This window comes from Salicola sp. AFF1 (genome assembly GCF_056783195.1).
Genome location: NZ_JBXAYL010000022.1, coordinates 1 through 21,708 on the forward strand (window position 1 = coordinate 1; position 21,708 = coordinate 21,708).

At 58.3% G+C, this 21,708-nt stretch carries 12 protein-coding genes and 1 tRNA gene; 10 read left to right on the forward strand and 3 right to left on the reverse strand.

From position 1 onward, the window contains the following. The first annotated feature begins 260 nt into the window (after positions 1-260). The 9 genes from AC1RQI_RS13275 (at position 261) to AC1RQI_RS13315 (ending at position 16,678) form a co-directional block, all read left to right on the forward strand. Positions 261-872 carry a hypothetical protein gene (locus tag AC1RQI_RS13275; RefSeq protein ID WP_481905147.1) on the forward strand — a complete coding sequence of 204 codons (612 nt, stop codon included), beginning with the start codon at positions 261-263 and terminating at the stop codon, positions 870-872. A 63-nt stretch (positions 873-935) separates the two neighbouring features. Next, complete coding sequence (locus AC1RQI_RS13280) at positions 936-10,346, forward strand: calcium-binding protein (protein WP_481905148.1); 9,411 nt, start codon at positions 936-938, stop codon at positions 10,344-10,346. A 354-nt stretch (positions 10,347-10,700) separates the two neighbouring features. Then, positions 10,701-10,776: transfer RNA gene (locus tag AC1RQI_RS13285), tRNA-Gly, on the forward strand. 171 nt (positions 10,777-10,947) lie between these two features. After that, entirely contained in the window at positions 10,948-11,385 is a 438-nt protein-coding gene (locus AC1RQI_RS13290; protein WP_481905149.1) for an OmpA family protein, read from the forward strand. Between the two features lie 95 nt (positions 11,386-11,480). After that, positions 11,481-13,208 carry a hypothetical protein gene (locus AC1RQI_RS13295; RefSeq protein ID WP_481905150.1) on the forward strand — a complete coding sequence of 576 codons (1,728 nt, stop codon included), beginning with the start codon at positions 11,481-11,483 and terminating at the stop codon, positions 13,206-13,208. A gap of 11 nt (positions 13,209-13,219) precedes the next feature. Beyond that, positions 13,220-14,005: a vWA domain-containing protein gene (locus AC1RQI_RS13300; RefSeq protein ID WP_481905151.1), complete on the forward strand. Its 786-nt coding sequence runs from the start codon at positions 13,220-13,222 to the stop codon at positions 14,003-14,005. Further along, entirely contained in the window at positions 13,995-14,891 is an 897-nt protein-coding gene (locus AC1RQI_RS13305) for a glycine betaine ABC transporter substrate-binding protein (RefSeq protein ID WP_481905152.1), read from the forward strand. Before AC1RQI_RS13300 ends, AC1RQI_RS13305 begins: the two co-directional genes overlap by 11 nt. 6 nt (positions 14,892-14,897) lie before the next feature. Then, the gene (locus AC1RQI_RS13310; RefSeq protein ID WP_481905153.1) at positions 14,898-15,554 is read left to right on the forward strand and encodes a 5-bromo-4-chloroindolyl phosphate hydrolysis family protein; all 657 of its coding nucleotides are present in this window, start codon (positions 14,898-14,900) and stop codon (positions 15,552-15,554) included. A 2-nt stretch (positions 15,555-15,556) separates the two neighbouring features. Further along, a complete protein-coding gene (locus AC1RQI_RS13315) occupies positions 15,557-16,678 on the forward strand; it encodes a toxic anion resistance protein (protein WP_481905154.1) in 1,122 nt (373 codons plus the stop codon). A gap of 118 nt (positions 16,679-16,796) precedes the next feature. Here the strand turns inward: AC1RQI_RS13315 and AC1RQI_RS13320 are convergent, their stop codons facing one another. The 3 genes from AC1RQI_RS13320 to AC1RQI_RS13330 are packed head-to-tail and all read right to left on the reverse strand — an operon-like array spanning position 16,797 to position 20,821. After that, positions 16,797-17,411: a TetR/AcrR family transcriptional regulator gene (locus AC1RQI_RS13320; RefSeq protein WP_481905155.1), complete on the reverse strand. Its 615-nt coding sequence runs from the start codon at positions 17,409-17,411 to the stop codon at positions 16,797-16,799. Positions 17,412-17,451: 40 nt separating this feature from the next. Further along, the gene (locus AC1RQI_RS13325) at positions 17,452-19,170 is read right to left on the reverse strand and encodes an aldehyde dehydrogenase family protein (protein ID WP_481905156.1); all 1,719 of its coding nucleotides are present in this window, start codon (positions 19,168-19,170) and stop codon (positions 17,452-17,454) included. A gap of 28 nt (positions 19,171-19,198) precedes the next feature. Beyond that, positions 19,199-20,821, reverse strand: coding sequence for a GMC family oxidoreductase (locus tag AC1RQI_RS13330; protein ID WP_481905157.1), 1,623 nt, complete (start codon positions 20,819-20,821; stop codon positions 19,199-19,201). Between the two features lie 193 nt (positions 20,822-21,014). Between AC1RQI_RS13330 and AC1RQI_RS13335 the strand changes: the two genes are divergently transcribed. After that, complete coding sequence (locus AC1RQI_RS13335) at positions 21,015-21,653, forward strand: transglycosylase SLT domain-containing protein (protein ID WP_481905158.1); 639 nt, start codon at positions 21,015-21,017, stop codon at positions 21,651-21,653. Positions 21,654-21,708 lie beyond the last annotated feature (55 nt).

The window sequence follows — 21,708 nt, forward strand, 5'->3', positions numbered from 1 at the left end:
CCGTTGTCACACCGGGTACGCTGAGCGCGGATATAGCTTGCTGGTGGGGGTGGTTTTGCTTAAGTTGATGGCATTGGCGACAGGGCACCGGCGGCTTATTGGGTCTTTGCGGAGCCTATTATGCTGGAGCTGCCTGAGACAGGGAGAGAGCGATTTAAATTGAATCGTTGCTGATAGAAAAGTAAAACTGAAATTTAATGATTTGCTCATTTTTGATTTCTGGTTATTGGGTTTGTGGTCAGGGTGGTTGCGGAGTTATAATGCTTCTAATTAGAATTGTTTTGTTGATTTTTGTTTTGTATTCTGATGTTGGTGTCAGCCATGCTTCAGCCTCCTGCTCATCGGGTGAGGTTGTAAAGAAAACACTTAAGAAGGATGGTATGACCCGCAACGTTGAAATGTCTCCGGATTGTATAATCGAAGGAAGAATGCAGTCCGATCTATCAAAAAAGAATAAAAATAACCTGAATCTCCTTGTAGAAATTCCTGGATTTAATAGGTGTGATTACAAAGATGTAGGTGTATCTTTTTTGGCAAGCAATAACTGCCATAGGCTGGTTCTGAGTCTAAAAACAAATTCAGGAAAAAAGCCTTTCGCAGATTCAAAAAAAGCTTGGAAAATTATTGGTGGCTCAGTTGAAAACGTGGCTTCCTATGAATCCTATGTTAGGAGTGAAGAAGGATCGGAAAGTCAGGCGTATTACCCAGAAGACTCTCATGATTTCTATGTCCAGTGCTTTTCGGAGCAAGAGTTTTGCGTAATGAAAGGATGGATTCAAAATTATAACATTTTTTATGTGACCTGGGTATCGAAAGGTGAGTTTCGGGAATGGCGGGGTATACATCACGAGATCGAAAAAGCGTTCCTCTGATATTTTGTATTGGATGATTTTGGTTAAATGGAGGTTTTTGTGTCTAATTCAAGAAATGGAAGTTTGGATATTAATTCTTCTGCTCGTGACCTTGTTGAGGTCGAGAAGAAAATGAATGAATCGCATCGCAAAACTATTGAAATTATGCGCACTGCGGTTGACAAGCTAGAGTCTGGGAAGGCTCTCGTTGAAGAGGGTGCTAGTTTGAGGGCGGGCGCCATTAAAGGTCTTTCAACGGGGCTAAAATTCTTTTTTACAGAGGTTATTGCTAAGGAGACCACAACTGTACCTGATGATGCTACATTTGAGGAAAATATAAAATATACTGAGAGGTATATAGAGCAAGCAGAACGTGCCATAGATAATAATGATATTTCGGATAGGGTTAGTCCAGAATCTTTTGATTATGTGAATTCTCAAATACAGAAGGCGACCATTAATAGACAACAAGAGCTTATCGAGCAGCAAGACGTCTCGAGCAAAATTAGTTTGGCGGTCGCGGAAAAGAGGTTTCAGGAAAAGAATCAGGCGTTTCATGACTTTAATGAAGACCTCGCAGGAGGTGAGATTACGAATGACGAACAATCAAAGAATGCGGAGCTGGCCCAGGAAGTCGCGGAAGCAAAGCAGAACTGGGTGGAAGCTCAGGATATTCGGAACACTATAGAAGATAGAAATAAGGACATTCAAAATAAGTTGGATTGGTTTAAAAACGAGGATGGGGATCTTAATCCGGATTCTTTGAATAATTATGAAAGGAATTATGTCCAAGATATACTTGACGGGTTTGATGAATACACGGTTGATAGTCAAAGCACGATTAAGGACACCGATGGTGACGGCGAAGTACTATTCGATGGCACTAGACTAGCAGGAGGGACCCGATCAGAAGACGATCCGGAAAACGTTTTTGAAAGCTCAAGCGGCCGCTATACTTACCGATTAGAGGGAAACACCCTAACCGTCAATAACGGTTTGACCATCGAGGGTTTTGAGAATGGTGAGTTGGGCATTCAATTGACCACCACGAGTCCGACCCCTGTTCCCGTTCCTCCGGTACCCGTACCCACCCCAGTGCCCACCCCGGCATCCCCGCTAACCCTGGACCTCGACGGCGATGGCGTAGAAACCGTTGGTCACGAAGCAGACATTCACTTCGACCACGGAGGCGACTCGTTCCACGAACTCTCCGGTTTCGTGGCTCCCGATGATGGGCTGCTTGCTATGGATCGCAATCAGGATGGCCAGATCAACAACGGCCGGGAACTGTTCGGAAGTTCTACCCTGCTTTCGGATGGTACGACGGCCTCCAATGGTTTCGAGGCGTTGAGCGAACTCGATTCCAACGCCGACGGTGTCGTGGATGCCAGCGACGATCTCTTTTCCGAGCTGGTTATTTTCCAAGATCAGAATCAAAACGGCGTTACCGACGAAGGTGAGCTGCAATCCCTGTCGGAAGCCGGCGTCGAAGAGCTGTTCCTCGATTACACTGAGCAGGCGTTTGAGGACGAGGCGGGTAACGAGCACAAGCAGACCGGTCGTTACACAAATGCCGAGGGACAGACCCTGACAATGACCGATGTTTGGTTTGATACCAACGTCACGGATTCTGTGGGTGAAGAGCTTGAACTTTCCCCGGAGATAACACTTCTGCCGGACGCCCGAGGGTTTGGGCAAGTGAACTCGCTGCACCAGGCGATGGCGCGTGATGACTCTGGCGAGCTGCAGGCTTTAGTTGAAAAATTCACCCAGGCTACGGAACATTCTGAGCGAATTCATCTCGTCGAAGAGGTCATTTTCAAATGGACTGGCCAGGAAGGAGATTACCAGAATCACTACCATTCTCCGGTGGATACGCGGAAAGTCCAGGCGATAGGCGATTTCCTTGGCATGGAGATTGATAATCCGAGAGGAACCGGTCAGGTGTACGCGAGAATGTATAAGGAAAAATTTGATGGTTTGGTATCCACTGTCTTCTTCCAAATGTCAGCGGATAGTCACCTCAAACCGTTCTTCGAAGATATTACCTGGACCGAGGATGCGTCCGGAATCTGGCAAGGGGACTTTTCGGAGGTTGTTCCGGAATTGTTTTCCTTCGCCGACGCCAACCCTGAGGCTGTGCAGGACACGATTGTTGGTTTTGTAAGGGCTGTCCAGGGTGTCAATATCAAAAACACGGTTAACCTTGAGCGGCTTCGCGATGCGGCCTCACAGTATGCTCAGGATCCCGCCAATGGTATTGATCTGACAAGCCCCACCCATGCTTTGGTGTATGCAGCGCTTAATCATGCTTCGAACGATCGTGATTCCGTTGATGGAGGAGCCGGCGACGACTACCTCTTTGGATTAAACGGAGACGATTCGCTTTATGGTCGTAGTGGCGACGACATTATGGTCGGCGGTAAAGGTGACGACGTCCTGAGGGGGCACTCAGGCAGTGATACCTACCGCTTTAGTGTAGGTGACGGACGAGATCGGGTGGTTAATAACGATTCGAGTGATGGCCGTGAGGACCTGGTTCACGTCTATGGTGGCTTGACGCCGGATGACGTTACCGTCTCCCGGCAAGGCAATGACCTTGTTGTTGAGCTCAATGTTGCCGATGACGCCATACGGGTATCCTCTCACTTTCGGGGTGAGGGCTCGGAACACCATCACATCGATGCGATCGTCTTTGATGACGGCAGCCGTATTGAAGTTGGACCGGATCACTTTGAGGAGATCAACGTCAAATCGCAGGCAATCACGGACGGTGACGATGAGCTCCATGGCACATACGTTAATGATGAACTTGATGGCTTGTCGGGGGAGGACCGAATCTACGGAAAAATCGGCGACGACCGCCTGATTGGAGGAGAAGGTGGCGATGAGCTCCACGGCGATGGTGGTAATGACACCCTGGTGGGAGGCCTGGGCGATGACCAGATCCATGGTGGCACCGGGAACGATGAACTTCGCGGTGGCAAAGAGCACGACAAAATCAAGGGCGGTGATGGCAATGACACCCTGATTGGTGGCGCTGGAGACGACCACCTGGTCGGTGGTGAAGGCGATGATACCTACCAGTTCAATCTGGGGGACGGCCTGGATTATATCGATAACCGCGGCAGTGACGACGATGTCGATGTGATCAAGTTCGGTGAAGGCATTCGGCCGGAAGATGTCCTGGTGCGTGGAACCGGCCGGGATCTGCTGCTGATGTTCCCGGAGTCGGGCGAGGAAATTCGGATTGCTGACTACTTCCGGGATGACGCTAAGAAGATCGACGCCGTGGTCTTTTCCGACCCTGACAGTTCGGCCGCTCAGTGGTCCTCGCAAGATCTGGACGTTTTGGCATTCACCGCCGGTGATGAGGATGACGAGCTTCATGGCGATGGGGAAGCGAATACGTTGGATGGCCTCGCGGGCGATGACAGCCTGTTCGGCCATAAAGGCAACGACACATTGATAGGCGGCGCCGGCGATGACACGCTCAAAGGCGGTGATGACAGCGATACTCTAAAAGGTGGTACCGGTGCGGACCAGCTCTTCGGTGGTCGGGGAGATGATACGCTCGAAGGTGATGCGGGTAACGATGTGCTCTCTGGCGGTTCAGGTAACGATGTCTACCTCATCAAGTCGGATGGCAGCCATGATGTGATTCAGGATTACGATGGCTGGACTACCGACATCGACAAGATCAAGCTGGAAGACGGGCTGACAACTGAGAATCTTAGCTATAGAAGAACAGCCAAGGATCTGGTCATTGAGATCACGAAGAACGGTGTGACGTCGTCGGTGACCGTCAAGGATGCGTTTGTAGATCCAGCGAATCTGGTCGATACGCTGGAGTTTGCAGATGGTTCCTCGATTCAGCTGATCGACGTCCTGCCTGAGAACGCGGAGTATGGAGGCAACAGCAGCGCCGAAGACATCTACGGCTACGCCGGCAACGACAAGCTTTGGGGTGCTGGCGGAGCGGACCGCCTTTACGGTCGTGAGGGTGACGACCAGCTGGTTGGCGACGAGGGTAATGACGCTCTGTTTGGCGAGGAAGGTGATGACCTCCTATTTGGGAAAGAGGGTGACGACTCCCTGAGAGGCGGCAATGGCCTTGATGAGCTCCAGGGCGGCTTGGGAAGTGACGATCTCAACGGCGGTGATGGCGAGGATAAACTCTTTGGTCAGGAAGGTGCGGATCGGCTCAAGGGCGGTGCTGGCAATGACAGTCTGAGCGGTGGTCTGGGCAATGATGACCTTTCTGGGGGCGCCGGCGACGACGACTATTACTTCACTCAGGGGCATGGACAAGACAGCATCCGTGACCATGAAGGCACGATCACCATCTATGTGTCCGAGATTGAGCTGGATGACGTGGTTTTCCGCCGTAACGGACTGGACCTGGACATTCTTTTCCAGGGATCACCGGACGACCAAATTACGATAGAGGATTATTACCCTGCCATCGGTCAACTGGCTTCCCGAGCTATCAGCTTCTATCAGTCGGGTTCGGACTACAGCCAGGTGTTCTCCGCCGAGGACATCAATAGCCGCTCAATGGACGCCACCGATCAAGACGACCTTATTCGGGGGGATTTCCAGGGCAACAGCATCGACGGACTAAAGGGTGACGATACCCTGTATGGCGGCAACGGAAACGACACCCTGAATGGAGAGGCTGGCAACGACACGCTCTTTGGTGAAACCGGTAACGATACTCTGAATGGGGGCGAAGGTGCGGACCATCTGGAAGGAGGTGACGGAGACGACACGCTCTCGGGCGGCGCCGGCGACGATCATTTCAGAGGAGGAGCAGGGAACGACACCTTCGTGGTCGGTTTCGGTGGTGGCGTGGATACCATCTATAACCGGGACATCGACGGTGCCGACGTCATCAGGTTTGCGCCGGGAGTGGCTCCGGCAGATGTGACCGTGACCCGGAGTGGTGTTGATCTGGTCGTCAAGCTGGGAGAGCAGGACCAGACCATTGTGCAACGGTTCTTCGTTAGCGAGGGCGTTAACGAGCACGTGATTTCAGCGATCGAATTCGAGGACGGCACAAGCTGGGATAAAGAGCAGTTGCTGGACATGGCATTGATCGGTCAGGAGTCGGACGACTTGCTGCTTGGCTACAGCACTGACGATCAATTGGCTGGCAATGGTGGAGCTGACGAGCTGCGTGGTGGTCAGGGCAATGACCGACTGGAAGGCGGCTCCGGGGCTGACGAGCTATTTGGTGGAGAGGGTGACGATACCTACCGTTTTGCCAAAGGCGATGGTGCCGATGTCATTTCTGATCTTGGAGGCCAAGACCGCATAGAGCTGGTTGATATAGCCTCAACGGAAGTCACTGTCAGGCGTGAAGGTGACAAGCTGAAAGTCATTGTGCCCGGCACCGCCGATAGCCTGCTAATTGAGAACCAGTTCGATGCCAGCGCTTCCGCTATCCAGTCGTCCAGCATTGAGACAGTTCAGTTTTCCGATGGTGTGTCACTGAGCTTTGAGGAGCTAGTGGCGCAGGCCACGGCAGGAACCGAAGCGGATGATGTCATCGAAGGCTTCGATTTAGGTGAGAGCATCAACGGCGGGGGCGGCGCCGATCATATCCAAGGCTTCGAGGGTGACGACACCATCCACGGTGGAGTTGGAAATGACACCGTGGAAGGAGGGCAAGGTCTCGACACGCTGCATGGTGATGCCGGTGACGACGAGCTGCATGGCGGCGGCTCCAACGATGCCCTGCATGGCGGTGAGGGCGTCGATACCCTGTACGGTGAAGCATCAGATGATGCTCTATTCGGTGAGCGAGGCCAGGATGCGCTTTACGGCGGTAATGGTGACGATGAACTCCACGGTGGCGTTGATGAGGACGAGCTATTCGGCAACTCAGGCAGTGACACCCTGTCCGGGGGAGAGGGTGCCGATACATTGCATGGCGGCAGCGGCAACGACTCCCTCAATGGCGACACCGGCAACGACCGGCTTAACGGCGACGGCGGTGTGGACCAGCTCTCCGGCGGCGGCGGCGACGACAAGCTGTACGGCAACGGAACGTTGAACGGCGATGCCGACCAGGACTACCTGGAAGGCACCGGCACCCTCTCCGGCGGTAGCGGCAACGACGAGCTGCATGGTCAGGGCTCGGATACCCTCCTCGGCGGCGCCGGGGCGGATACCTTGGTGGCCAATACCGATGCCTGGACCGAAACCATCAATACCCTGGCAGGAGGCAAAGGAAATGACACCCTCCGCGGTTCCTACGGCAACGATACCTACCGTTTCAACCTGGGTGATGGACAGGATACTTTGATTGAAACGCCGGAAGGCGAAGCCTACAGCAATGTTTCTCCATCGAAGGATACGTTGGAGTTCGGCCCCGGCATCTCGGCGCAAGACTTGTCCTTTGTCCGCTCCGGCAAAGAGCTTCAGATCAATCATGCCAACGGCACTGACAGTATCCGTATTAAAAACTGGTTCCAGGAGCCAAACGACCACTACAAAGTGAATCGTTTTGTCTTCACCGACGGAACAGAGTGGACGGATCTGGATGTGGAAAAAGCGTCCGTCACCGTCGGCACCGATAATGCCGACACACTGAGCGGCTATCGCAGCCTGAACGAAGAAGTGTTCGCAGGCGATGGTAACGATGAGGTCTGGGGCAGTGAAGGGAATGACATCCTTCGTGGCGAGGCCGGTGACGATTATCTCGACGGTGAAAAGGGGGATGATCGGCTGCTTGGTGGTGTCGGGAGCGACAATCTGGTTGGTCGAGCCGGCGAAGACAGCCTTGAAGGCGGTCTGGGCGACGACAAGTTGCAGGGCGGTGCTGGGCAAGATTCCTTGCTTGGTGGTTCTGGTGAGGACAGTCTGTTTGGTGGTGAAGGCAATGACCAGATCAACGGCGGTGCTGACAACGACTTCGTAGAGGCAGGTGGCGGAAACGATGTTGTTGAAGGCGGCGAAGGCGATGACCAGATCAACGGTGGTCTGGGTGACGACACTCTGACTGGTGGTAGCGGAGACGACAAATACGTTTTTGCGGCCGGTTCAGGTCATGACACCATCCATAACTCAGGCGGTGGCAAAGATGGTGTCTTTCTTTCAGGGGGAGCCACTGAAGATCGCATTAGTTTCACCCGCGAGGGGGACGATCTCGTTCTGCTGATCGACGATGGAGCTGAAGGTAGCCTCCGGGTAGTCAATCATTTCCTGGGGGGAGACGATGCCATCGACTGGGTACAGCCAGATGGCGGTAACATGATCCCAACGACCGAGATCAATCAGCGCGTTGCTGCTGGCGAGGCTAACGGTGACTTTGATTCGGTTGTCACGGGTACCAGCTCTGGTGAGGAGTTGGTCGGTGGAGGTAACAGCAACCTGATGGAAGGCCTCGAGGGTGACGATACGCTTTTTGCCATGGGAGGTGACGACCAGCTGAAAGGTGGAGCAGGTGCTGACCAGCTGTACGGTGGCAATGGTACTGGCTCTGGAAGTGGCAACGACACGCTGATCGGCGGTGGTGGCAATGACACTCTAGTTGGCGAAGACGGTGACGATTCGCTGGTAGGTGGCGCTGGCAACGACAGTTACTACTACAAAGCCGGGCAAGGAGTCGATGTTATCGATAACAGCGGCGGTGGTTCCGATGGCGTGTTCTTTCAGGACGGTCTCGACCGCAACCGCTTGAGCTACCATCAAGATGGAAACGACCTGGTTATCCTTGTTGACGAAGACCGCGGGCAGCAAGTCCGCGTTACCGATCATTTCCTTGGTGGTGAGAATGCCATCAGCTACATCCAGCCTACCGATGGCGGCAATGCCATTATGGCGAGCCAATTGCCAGAACTCCTGTCTGCAATGCCGGACGAGGACGGCAGCTCTGGCGGCGAAACGGGTGGTGGTTCTGAAGACGGTGATACCTCGGGAGGAGATGGCGATACCGGCTCCGGTACAGATCCCGGGACCACGCCGACACCTGAGCTTGGTGGTGACGATGTCCTGACGGGGGGTTCCGGCAATGACATTCTGATTGGCGGTGCTGGTGATGACACGCTCAGCGGTGCTCAGGGCAGTGACCGGCTTGAAGGCGGTAGCGGTACTGATACCTATGTCTTTACAGGCGGTCAGGATGTCATCACAGAAACAAGCGGTGCTGACACACTGCGATTCGGCGCTGGTATCAACTTTGATCAGGTTGCTTCGGATTTGAGGAAGTCTGGTGATGATCTGATTCTTAGGGTCAATGGTGGTCCGGATCAGGTGACACTGAACGACTTCTTCCTTGGTGGTGGCTCGGTCGTTGAAACCATCGAGTTCGAAACGGGCGGTCAGCTGACGTCGGACCAGGTTTTCGGCGCGTTTGGTATGTCGGAACCGACACCGGATTCTAGTTCTTTCCAGGTCACTGAGGGCACCTCCGGTGATGACAGTGCCTTAGCAGGTGGTGCTGATGCGGATTTGGTTCAAGGATTCGGGGGGGATGATAGCCTCTCAGGTGGTGCTGGCCATGACCAACTGGAAGGCGGTTTCGGCCACGATAGCCTCAGTGGTGGTGTCGGTGCCGACACCCTGATCGGTGGGCGCGGAAACGACACCTACTTGTTCAGCTCTGGCGACGGGCAGGATGTTATCGATAACAGGGGCGGTGGTGATGACACCCTTCGTTTTGAGGACATCTCCTTTAACCAGGTGGCTAGTAACCTGACGAAATCCGGCAACAACCTGGTGCTTGAGGTTGGCGGGGGATCGGACTCGGTCACCATCCGGGATTTCTTCAATGGTGGTGATCAGTCCATCGACCAAATTGAGTTCGGGCCCGGTGGCCAGATGTCATCGAGCGAGATCTTTAGTGCTTTCGGTTTGAGCAACCCCGATCCTCAGGGCTCGCCAGATGATCAGGATCTGCCTGACCAGCGTGGGTTTGGCAATCTGGTGAGTGGAACGGCATCTGCCGACAGCATTCTGACTTCATCCGATGCTGACTTTGTTGATGGCGGTTCAGGGGATGACGTTATCACTGCTGGCATTGGAGATGACTATCTACTCGGTGGTGATGATTCCGATACCTTTGTCTTCGAAACGACCAGTGAATTCGGGGATATTATTGGCGACTTCACCGTCGGGGGCACCGATGACGCTCTGGACACCAATGTTGCGGTCAGTGGTTCTGGCTTCAATACCGAAACCGCTGCTTCAGCCCTGGACTTTGGTACCAATGGCGTTAACGTTATCCAGGCGGATAGCGCGAGTGTCGGAAGCACCATGTCCGCTACTGAGGTGGCAACCGCCGCTATTAGTGGCTTCGGCAACATTGATGCTGATGAAGACTCCTACGTCGCCCTGACGGCCGACACTGATGCTGCTAGCCGGGTTGAGATTTACCAGATGACCGCGAACGCCGCCGGCGATGATATCGCAAGCGTTAACCAAGTGGTTACCCTGACCGGCGTGGTGGCGGATGACATCACTGCGGCCGATTTCGACGGTTTTTCCTAAACCAGGAAGGGAACTTTCCCTTGAGTAAAAGGTGAATGGCTTAGCCTATTAACCTCTCCGATACTTGAATCGGGGAAACCTGAAACGCCCCACTGCATCTGCGGTGGGGCGTTTTAATTGGTCACTAACAACGGGCAGCCGGAGAGCGAGTGCCCCGTAGGCCAGGATCAGAAGCGTGAGCAGGTTGCTGAGCAGGCGAATCGGCTTGCCAGGGCCATGTTGCATACCGTCCGGGTTGGTGTGTGCAGTCCAGCTTAGCATCGGCGCATCAGCCCGCCTAAGGCTGACGTGGCGCTACGCGCCCTTGTTGATCCCAAACCCGGCATGGCTGTAGAATCAAGAACCTGAGATAAAGCGGGCGTAGCTCAGTTGGTAGAGCATCAGCTTCCCAAGCTGAATGTCGCGAGTTCGAGCCTCGTCGCCCGCTCCATTCCTTCCTTCCCTGTTTCATTCATCCCCTTTGCCAAAAACGAATCGTGTCCCTGTGATAGGGATCACTGGAGCCGTCGGCGTTTCGACCAGCTCGGGGGGGGGGCGCCATTGGTGACTGATTGTACTGGGGCGTGGCATACTGCCGCTTCATTCTGCTCTGTGTCCTGACATGTCCCATACGCTCGTCAAACGTCTGTCCGGCCTGGCGATTCTGGGTGCCGCCGTGGTGGCTGCCCTGATTCTCGACAGTCTGGGCGAAGCGCAGCAGCCCAGCACCTACCGGGTTGGATTCGACGGTGGTGTGGACCTGGCCGAGGGAGCACTGCCGGAGATTGAGCGGGCGATTGAGGATGCCCTTGTGAGGGAACACGCGCGGGTGGTCATCAGTGGGCATACCGGCACGCGCGGCGATACCGCCGCCAATCAGGCGCTGTCTGAGAAACGGGCAGAGGCCGTGGCACAAAAGATGCTGAAAGCCGGGGTGGACGAGGACCGCGTTACCACCCTGGGCAAGGCGGGGAGTGAGCCCCTTGAGCAGCGTCCGGATGAATCCGAGCGGGCTTTCCAGCGCCGGCTCCCGCGTGCGGAAATCGTGGTGGCTCCGTAAGACGGAACTGGTGTGGCGATTCTGGCGATGGTGAGCAAGCTGTCCCCCGGAGTCGCACGCATGGCTTTATTCATCCTGCAAAGGAACTGAAAACAATGACGCGACAAGTAATCAGGCTGTCACTTCTGCTATTGGCCCTGGTGGCCGGCAAGGGGGTTGCGGTGGAGTTCATTACGCCCCAGCCGCTGGTTGACTCCGTGGACACGGCCGTCAAATCTTGCCGCCAGGCGGACCAGCTGCGGGTCCCCATGCGCACCTCGGGGATGGACCTGGTGCCGCTCTATGCCAACGACTACGCCCTTGAAACCCCCGAAGGGAGTCTGTTCGCGCGGAATGACCTGGACGTTAAGCTTCACCTGGAGAATGACATCCGCGCCCAGCTCGATGCCTACCTGAGCTGTGATGTCCCGATCATGCGCGGCAGCCAGAGCATGCTCAACGCCGTGGCCGATATCACCGAGGCGGATGCCCGCACCGAAATGGTGGGCATTTATCAGCACGGGTTCTCCAACGGTGCGGATGCCCTGGTGACGCGCGAATCCATCGAGAGCGTGACGGATCTTTCCGGCGCCCGTATCGCGATCCAGGCACATGGACCGCACCTGAATTACCTGAACCGGATTCTATCCGATGCCCGTGAGCAGGTTGAGGATGATGGCGGTGAATGGGAAGAGCCTACCCTGGCCTACACTGAGGAGCTGGTTGGCCTTTACGGCGATACGCCTGGCGCGGCCCTGCTGGAAGAGTCGTCCGTGGATGCCGCCGTGGTGACCGCCACCGATGGGCGCACCCTGACCAGTGGCGGCGAGGTGGGCACCGGCGCCGAAGGGTCGGTCAAGGGTGCCGAGATCATGCTTTCGTCGCGCTCGGCCAACCGGTTGATCTCCGAAGTCTATGTGGTGCGCGCGGATTATCTGGAACAGAACCGCGATCAGGTGCGGCGCTTTGTTAAATCGCTTCTGAACGCCGAGGAATCCGTACGCGAAGATGTGGTTAAACAGGTCATTGAATGGTCGTCGGTGGCCGGGGCGCTTCTGGAGGACCCCGGTGCCGTTGAGCCCGCGCGGCAGCTATGGCGGGATGTGGAAACCGTGGGGCTGCAGGGCAATATCGACTGGAATACCCCTGACAAGCGCCATTCCTGGAAGAACCTTAACGATTCGGTTCAGAGCACGCTGGTGGACAGGGGGCTGCTCAACAGCGCCTATACCCTGGGCTCGGCGGAGTGGAACTACAACGATTTCGCTGGCGGGATCTTTGACCAGCGGCGCAGTGAACTGCCGGGCTTTGACAATGACAAGGCCGCCTCCGTGGTTGAAGACATGCGTTCGGGGAAGGGCCTGGAAGAGAACGCGCTGGTGGAGTTCGAGATCCATTTCGAGCCCAATCAGACGCGCTTTGAAAGCGACGACTATCAGGACGAGTTCGACGAGGTACTGGAGCAGGCGGCGACCTATGGCGGCGCGGTCCTGATCGTGGAGGGCCATTCGGATCCGCTGAATTACCTCAAGAAAAAGCACAATGGTGCCAGCGCCCAGGAGCTGAAATCCATTCGCCAGGCCACCCGCAATCTGTCGATGAGCCGCGCGACCGAAGTGCGCGACGCATTGCTGTCCTATGCCCGGGAGCAGGGTGAGTCCATGGACAAAAGCCAGTTCGTGACCATGGGGCACGGCATCGATGAGCCCAAGACGGGCATGTGTGACGGCGATCCCTGTGCTCCGGAAACCAAGGCCGAATGGAAATCCAATATGCGGGTGGTTTTCCGGGTGGTGAACGTCGAAGCCGAAGCGGATACCTTTACGCCGGCCAATTCCTGGTAAGGAGAGACACGATGCGCCAAGGAACCGTGCTGCTTGTGCTTCTGGCTGGCCTGATGCTCAGCGGCTGCAGTGATAACAGTGGCACCACGGGTGAGGCTGGCAACAATAAGCCCGCTGATTTCACGCTGGCCAGCGCGAAAGCGCGCACCTGGCCGGAGGCCGGGGATCAGCCCGAACCCGAGCGGCTCGATACGCAGCTGACCCGAGCCAACTACATGGTGGTTCTGGATATGAGCGGCTCCATGTCCGCGCCGGAATGCGCTGGCTCGCACGAGTCCAAAGCCCATGCCGCCAAAGTCGCCATGGAGCGCTGGCTGGCCGGGGTGCCTGATGAGGCCAACCTGGGCCTGATTGTTTTTGGCCAGCAGGGCACTTCCATCCGCACACCGCTGGGGCGCAACAACCGCGGGCAGTTCCTCGAGGCCGTGAACGACGCCAGCCCCAAAGGTGGGACGCCGCTGCAGAGCGCGGTGGCCATGGCGCATCAGGAGCTTGAGCGCGGGGCCCGGCGCCAGCGTGGCTATGGGACCTATCGGCTGGTGGTGATCACCGATGGCAAACACAGCCGGGATGAGGACCCGCGCGAGGAAGTGGGGCTGATTGCCGGCAATCCCGCCAACCCCATTGAGATTCATACGCTGGGCTTCTGCATTGAGGATTCCGCGTTGAACCAGCCCGGGACCACCATTTACCGCAGCGCCCAGAACCCCGAGCAGCTTGCCCAGGGCCTTGACAGCGTGCTCGCGGAATCGCGTTCCTTTGTGCCGACCAAGGAGTTTGCTCAGGATGATCTTTAACACAAAGCGACTGACACAGAATCTCGGGGGCGTCGCGCTTGCAGCCACGCTGCTGGGCGCGTTGGCCCTGGTGCCGGCTGCGGCGCAGCAGCGCCAGCCGGATGTGGCCATTGGCTGGACCACCTGGGGCGATGCCGAGGTGGTGTCCAAGCTGGCTACAGTGATCCTGCAACAGGGCATGAACAAGGATGTGGAGCTGACGCTCGCGGACATTGCCATCCAGTACCGCGGCGTGGCCAATGGGGACCTGGACGCGATGCTGATGTCCTGGCAGCCCCAGACCCATAAAGCGTTTCTTGACCAGTATTCGGACCGGCTGACGGATCTCGGGCCGATTTATGAAGGTGCTGATCTGGGACTGGTCGTGCCCGCGTCGGTGCCGGAATCACAACTGAATTCCGTGGCCGACCTGGCGAAGGCGGGCGTCCGGGAAGAACTGGGTGGCCGGATCCAGGGCATCAGTAGCAACTCCGGCGTCATGGAGATGACCCGCCAGGCCGCCGAAGCCTATGGTTTTGACTATGAGCTGCAGACTGGAACAGGCCCCAGAATGGCCAAGGAGCTGGGCAAAGCGATCGACCGGGACGAATGGATTGTGGCTACGGGGTGGCGTCCGCACTGGAAATTCGACAGATACAAGCTGCGTTATCTCAAGGACCCGAAGGGCGTGTTCGGCGGCAGTGAATCGGTCCACGCCATGGTCAACAAGGGCTTTGAAGAGCGCCAGCCCCAGGTTGCGGGCTTTTTCCGGCGCATGGAGCTGAGCATTGCGGAAGTTGAGGCCCTGATGGCCTCAGCCCGGGAAACCAGCCATCGCCAGGCGATCCATGACTGGATCACGAACAATCGCGACCGGGTTGATTACTGGATGAACGGGGATCAGTGAGCCCGCATGGCCTTTGACGCAATGGATCAATGGCGGCCCACCGAGCTGCAACGCTCACTGTTGGCCGGTGCTGGGGCGAGCGTTGCATTCGGCGTGGCGCAGGGTGTTCTGACCATGCCATACCCGTCCATTCTGTATGCGACGGGGCTGGGTGTCATGGTGTTTGCGGGGCTGGGCCTGGTTCTGCCGAGACGGCGCAGCCTTTCCGAGGTTCTGGCGCAACGCCAGAATCTGGAAGGGGGCGACCTGACCAATGTGAGCCGCTTCGTGGAGGAGAACCGGGCCCAGGTTGCCCGCATGGAGGCCCTGCGCGATGACATGGACGAGCAGACCCGCGAGGTGATCGACGAGATTGTTGCGTGGGCGAACCGAATTATTGATGGTGTGGTGGACGATCCCGGGGATATTGCCCGATCCACGCGCTTTGAAGTCCATCTGGAAACGGCTGTGGAAGTGACCCAGAAGGTCGTGGACCTGCGGCGAACGGATAGCGCCAATGCCTCGGAAAGCGTTCAGGATGTGGTTGCGAAAAGCTACACGGTATTGTGCGACATAAGGGATCTGTTCATCCGGCAATACGAGAAGAATCTTGAAAACGACGTCCTGGATGTGGATGTGGATCTGGACGTACTGTCCAAGACGCTGAAAAGGGAAGGGTACTGAAAATGACGGAAGTGAGTGATGAAACGCTGCAGGATGTCACCGAGGCACAGACGGGCCTGGTTGATGACGAGGGCCAGCCGGGCAAGGATCTGTCGGAACTCAGCGAGGAGGAGCGCACCAGGGTCGAAGAGTTGATGGGCGAGCTTGTCCCAGGTGACTCCCATTCCATCGTGCACTTTGGCTCCGGCGCCCAGTCGGAGATGACCACCATCTCCCAGAACATGATGGAAGGCGTCAAGAACAAGGACTCCGGTCCCGCTGGCGACATCCTCAATGACATGATGACCAAGGTGCGGGGTCTGGATACCTCAGAGATCAAGGAGGGCAAGAAGCCGGGGTTCTTCCGCCGGATGCTGGGGGCCGTGGAGCCCATCGCCAAATTCATGCAGCAGTATGAAAGCGTTGAATCCCAGGTGGTGAGTGCCGAGAAACAGCTGCATAAGCAGATCCAGAAGCTCAGTGGCGATGTGGAGAAGCTGGATCGGCTTTATAACTCGACCCTGACCTATTACCGCGAACTTGAGTATTACATCATCGCCGGCGAGATGCGCCTTCAGAAGCTGGATGAGGAGGATATTCCTGCTGCGCGCGAAAAAGCGGAGCAGAGCGATGACATGGTCGACGCCCAATCGCAGAAGGACCTGCAGACCGCGCGTGACGACATCGAGCGCAAGATCCACGATCTCAAGCTGACCCGCCAGGCGGTGATGCAGTTCCTGCCCACGATCCGCATGACCCAGGAAGTGGACAAGTCGCTCATCAACAAGATGAACAGCTCCATCGTGAATACGCTCAACCTGTGGCGTACCCAGATGGCCCAGGCGATCGCTATTGCCAATACGCGCGAGGCAGCCGGGGTCCAGAAGACCGTGACCGATGCGAATAATGAGTTCCTCACGGCCAACGCGGAGAATCTCAAGGAAGCCAACGCCGAAGCGCGTAAGGAAATAGAGCGTGGCGCCTTCGACATTGAAAGCGTGGAGCAGGCGAACCAGACCCTGATCGACACCATTGAGGAATCGCTCGAGATCACCCGCGAGGGCCGTGAAAAACGCCAGGAAGCCGAACAACGGCTGGGCGATTGCGAAGTCTCGCTCAAAGAAGCGTTACGTACGGCCACATAGGACGCGTTTGTTTTCCGGGGGCACCGCGCACAGTGCTCCAGTTGGAGAGGGACACGTCCGCCAGAAGGTGGTATGACAGACAGTACCGAATAGTCACAGACCCAATCTGTTTGAGGTTCTAGAACAGTTTTTCCAGCAGGGCCCGCATCTCTGTGGCGAGCGATTGATGCTCACGGGGCGTGCCGGTGAGTTGGTTCTGCATCTGGCAACGGAAGAGCCCGTCAATGAGCGCGTAGCTGAACGTGCCGATGTCGGGGGTGGCTGTACCCGCTCTCTCGGCGGCTGTTTCGCTAATCTCGATCAGCGCGGCTTCCAGCTCACGCACCATGGGCCGGAAGGCCGGGTCGAACAGGGCCTGGCCTCGGATGTCGTACCAGAGGCGATGGGTGGAGGCGTCCTCGACGATGGAGGTCGCCAGCGCGTTGGCCAGCGTGTTGATGACCGGCTCCCTGCCACTGACGTCGCTGAGCGCCTCTTCCAGCCCGGAGATGAACGCGGCCTTGTAGAGCGAGACGCAGTGCAGGATCAGCTGGGTCCGGTCCTCGAAATAGTAGTGCAGCATGCCGAGCGACAGGTCCGCCTTGGCCGCGATATCGCGCAGGCTGGTGTTGGCGTACCCCAGCTCCTGGAGCGCCTGCATGGCACTGCGCGCGATCCGGTCCTTCTTCTCCTGGCGCTTGCGCGTCTTGCGGTCCGCGCGTGCCTGCAGTTTGTCGGGGGCAACCGTGCTCATGCGTACTACCTCGTCTGACCGTCCACGTGGAGCGCGGAAACTAGCCCATCAGCGCATTCAGGAAAATACCCGGAATCCGGTGCCAGGCCGGTCTGTACTCGAACTGGGTCAGCAGCTCGCCGAGCTTGTGCTGCCGGGTGTTGGTGATGAACCAGGGCGGCCGTGGCAGCAGGCTCCAGTGACCGGCGGCGACCGAGCGCGGGAAGGGCCGGAAGGGGGCTTCCACCACTGAGCGTTCGGCGGCGTCGAACATGAAGGTGTTGTGGACGGTGCCGATGCCGCTCTGGACGTCGTCCAGGGTGTGGCCGGGGAAGGCGCCCCAGGGGCAGACGGTGTTGAGGAAGCCCAGGCCCGTCCAGGCATTGATGGCGATGGTGCCGTAGTGCAGGTCCGCCAGCAGGGCCTCGAACCGCTCGCGGCCGATGGCTCGGATGGTGTCCGGGTGGATCACGATGTTGGCGCCCAGCGTGCCGTGGAGCTGGTTGTTGGCGAAGTCGATGGCGTTGCGCAGGTACTGTTCCGGGTCCGGGGCCTCCAGGTGCTGCACGGAGAGGGCCGGGGCGAACACCTCGTTCCAGCGGAACCGGTGGTGGTCTTCAAGGTTGTTGATCAACAGCTCCGGCGCCTGCCCCCGGCTGACCGCCTCCACCTCGCTGGCGTGCTCCCGGAACGCCGCCAGACGCTCCTCGGCGCCAGGGTAGTAGGTCGGGCGGGCGCAGTGGCGGATGACATCGCGGAGCTCGCCCATCAGCGCCTCTTCCTGGTCCCAGCCGCGCGGCATCAGCAGGGCCTGGCAGGCGACGCAGTTGAAGCCGGAGTTGTGCAGTTTCTGGGTGGCGATCTGTTCCGCCTGGAAGCGGATGTCCGCCTCTGACCAGTTGCCCGGGACCACGATGGTGGGGCAGACCGCGCCCAGCTCCGAGGTGATGCGTTTGTTCACGCGTGGCGTCCCGGCGGCGCGGCGCTGCTCGCCTTCCTCACCCTTGCCCCAGATGATCATGTCGTGGGTCGCCTGGGAGCCGGTGATGTGGATTTCCTCGACCAGCTCATGTTCCGTGAGCCAGGCGCCGACGTCGCCGCCGCCTTTCACGATGCGCAGGGCGTTGCGTTTGATCAGCGGGGCCAAGGCGGTTTCCAGGACCTCGGCGAGGTACTCGTTGACCGGGTTCATCTTGAGGATCACGACCTGGTGTTCCAGGAACAGCTTCTGGAAGACATCGAGCGGCGCGATGGCCGCGATGTTGCCAGCGCCCAGAACCAGCGAGACATGGCCCTGGCGCTGCTCGGCCGGGGTGTCGTAGGCGGTGGCGGTGTGCGCGGCGAGGTTGTCTTGGGTGATGCCCTCCTGCATCCAGACCTCGGCGCTGACGCCGGAGAGCAGGAGCCGGTCCCAGATGGTGTGGGGCGTGACGCGCGCGGCCACCTGACCGTTCGGCAGTGTCCGCAGGGGAATGCCGTCCAGGAAGGTCTTGCCCTCCATTTTGGAGAGCGTCTCGATCAGGCCGTTGCAGGCGCCCATCAGGGCGTAGGGGCCGGACATCCATTCCTCGCCCTCAAGAGGGGAGCCTGAAAGGCCCTTGGCGCTGGCGCCCTGCCGGGCCCAGTCACCGGCGACGCCCATTAGAGCGTCCTTGATTGATTCGAGGATGGTGATGCGCTCGTTCAGCGAGGTGCGGGCCCACTGGTCCTTAGCTGCGGCCAACGTGTCCAGTTGGGACTGCAGGGCCTCAAAGTCGGGTTGTGCGTTGTCATTGCTCATGTCCGGTGCTCCTGTGGTTCCTGCAAGACTACGTGGTCCGGGCGCTGCGGATCAGATCCGCCGCCTTTTCCGCGATCATGATGGTGGGTGCGTTGGTGTTGCCGCTTACCACGGTGGGCATGACGGAGGCGTCCACCACGCGCAGCCCCTGCATGCCCTGCACCTTCAGCTCCGGGTCGACCACTGCCATGGGGTCGCCTTCCGGCCCCATCCGGCAGGTGCCCACCGGGTGGTAGATGGTGTCGCCGCGCGAGCGGATCTGCTGTTCCCAGTCGGCGTCGCTCATGCCATCGCCCACCCCGAACAGCTCTTTCTGGCGCCAGGGCGCCAGTGCCGGTGCCTGGAGGATTTCCCGCGTCATCCGGGCGCCCTTGATCATGGTGTCCAGGTCGCGTTGATCGTCCAGGAATTTCGGGTCGATGCCCGGGTCGGCGAGGGGGTCCGCGCTCTTGAGGAAGACTTCGCCACGGGAGTGCGGGTTGAGGGCGCAGACATGGCAGCTGAAGCCGTGCCCCCAGTGCAACCGGCGTGCGTGGTCCTCGACGATCGAGATGACGAAATGGAGCTGGATGTCGGGCTTGTCCAGTTCCGGGTCCGTCTTCAGGAAGGCCGAGCCCTCGGCGAAGGGCGAGGCGAGCATGCCCGTGCCATCCCGGCGCCACTGGATCATGTGGCGCAGCATGTTGAGAAAGCCCGCTGCGCTGAAACCGAAGGTGTCGGTGTCCTTCGATTTGTAGGCCATGATCAGGTCCAGATGGTCCTGCAGGTTCTGACCCACGCCGGGAAGCTCATGAACCATCTCAATGCCATGGGACTGGATGTTGTCCGCGCGTCCGATCCCCGAGAGCTGGAGCAGTTGCGGCGAGTTGAAGGCGCCGCCCGAGAGCAGGACTTCCTGCCGCGCGTGGACGCTATGGTCCTGTTTACCCTGGCGGTACGCCACGCCGGTGGCGCGCTTGCCCTCGGTGAGGACGCGGGTGGCGTGGGCGCCGGTGATGACCGTCAGGTTGGGGCGGTCCATGACCGGATGAAGATAAGCGGCCGCCGCGGAACAGCGCTCACCGTTACGCTCAGCGCTGTGGAACTGGGTGACGGGAAAGAGAGCGATGCCCTCGTTGTCGCCGTCGTTGATGTCGTCCGTCTCCGCATGCCCGCATTCGGTGGCCGCCTTGATGAAAGCCCGGGTGATGGGGCGCGGCGATTTCTGGTTGCTGACGTGTAGGGGCCCGCTGTCGCCGTGGACGTCGTTGGCACCGCCTTCGTTGTTCTCGGATTGGCGGAAATAGGGCAGGACCTCGTTCCAGCTCCAGCCCTCGCAGCCCATCTCGGCCCACTGGTCGTAGTCCTTGCGGTGACCGCGCACACACAGCATGGCGTTGATGGCACTGGAGCCGCCCAGGCCCTTGCCCCGGGGCTGGTAGCCCTGGCGGCCATTGAAGCCGGCCTGGGGTTCGGTCCCGAACGCCCAGTTGTTGATTTTGCCGTGACCCGGGACCATGGCGACAACCGCCGCCGGCGTTCGGATCAGCAGGTGGTTGCCGTGTCCGCCCGCCTCCAGCAGGCAGACGCTCACGTCCGGGTCTTCACTCAGTCTGGAGGCGAGTACGGACCCGGCCGAGCCGCCGCCGACGATCACGTAGTCAAATGTCATGACCTCATCCTTCTCGCTTGTTTTGGGGGTTGAGGCTTGGTCTTCACGATCAAACTGTGATCAGCTAAGCATGAAACAGGACAGTTGTCCAAGTTTTCTGATTAATAGAATATAGAGCAACCCGCGCCATTTCCTCGCCTTCCGCCCCTCGCTATACTGCGTTCACTCTCGTGGATTGAGTGAGTTGCCTGATATGAACTCAATGGCCCGGTATGCGCTGCTGATCGCTGCGACAGGCGTTCTGGCGGGATGCTCGTTACTGGCCCCGGCACCGCCCTCGGACCAGGGCAACGTCTGCGAGATTTTCCGGGAGCAGCCCCAGTGGTATGACTACGCCCGCGCCTCGCAGCAGCGCTGGGGTACGCCGATTGCCACCCAGATGGCGTTCATCCGTCAGGAGTCGTCGTTCCGCAGCCATGTGCGTCCGCCCCGGCCCTGGCTTTGGGGCATCATTCCCTGGTTCCGCTCTTCCTCGGCCTACGGGTATGCCCAGGCCCAGGATCCGGTCTGGGGCGAGTACGAGGAGGCAGCGGGGAGTCTGTTTGCCAGCCGTACCGACATGGAGGACGCCACTGATTTCATTGGCTGGTACAACCGCCGGAGCCATGAGCGCCAGGGGATCTCGCTGTACAATCCCGAGCATCTCTACCTGGCGTACCATCAGGGGCCAACGGGGTACGAGCGGGGCAGCTATCGGTCCAGGCCCGGCGTCCAGCGTGTGGCCCGGAAGGTGGCTCGGCGGTCGGAGCGCTATTCCAGCCAGCTCGCCCGGTGTGAATCCGAGTTCCGTTGCCGCCATTTCTGGCAGTTCTGGCCCTTCTGTTCCCGCTGATCGGGGTTGAGGCGCCAACAGGTTGGCATTACAGCGATTTTACCCTGCATCCGGT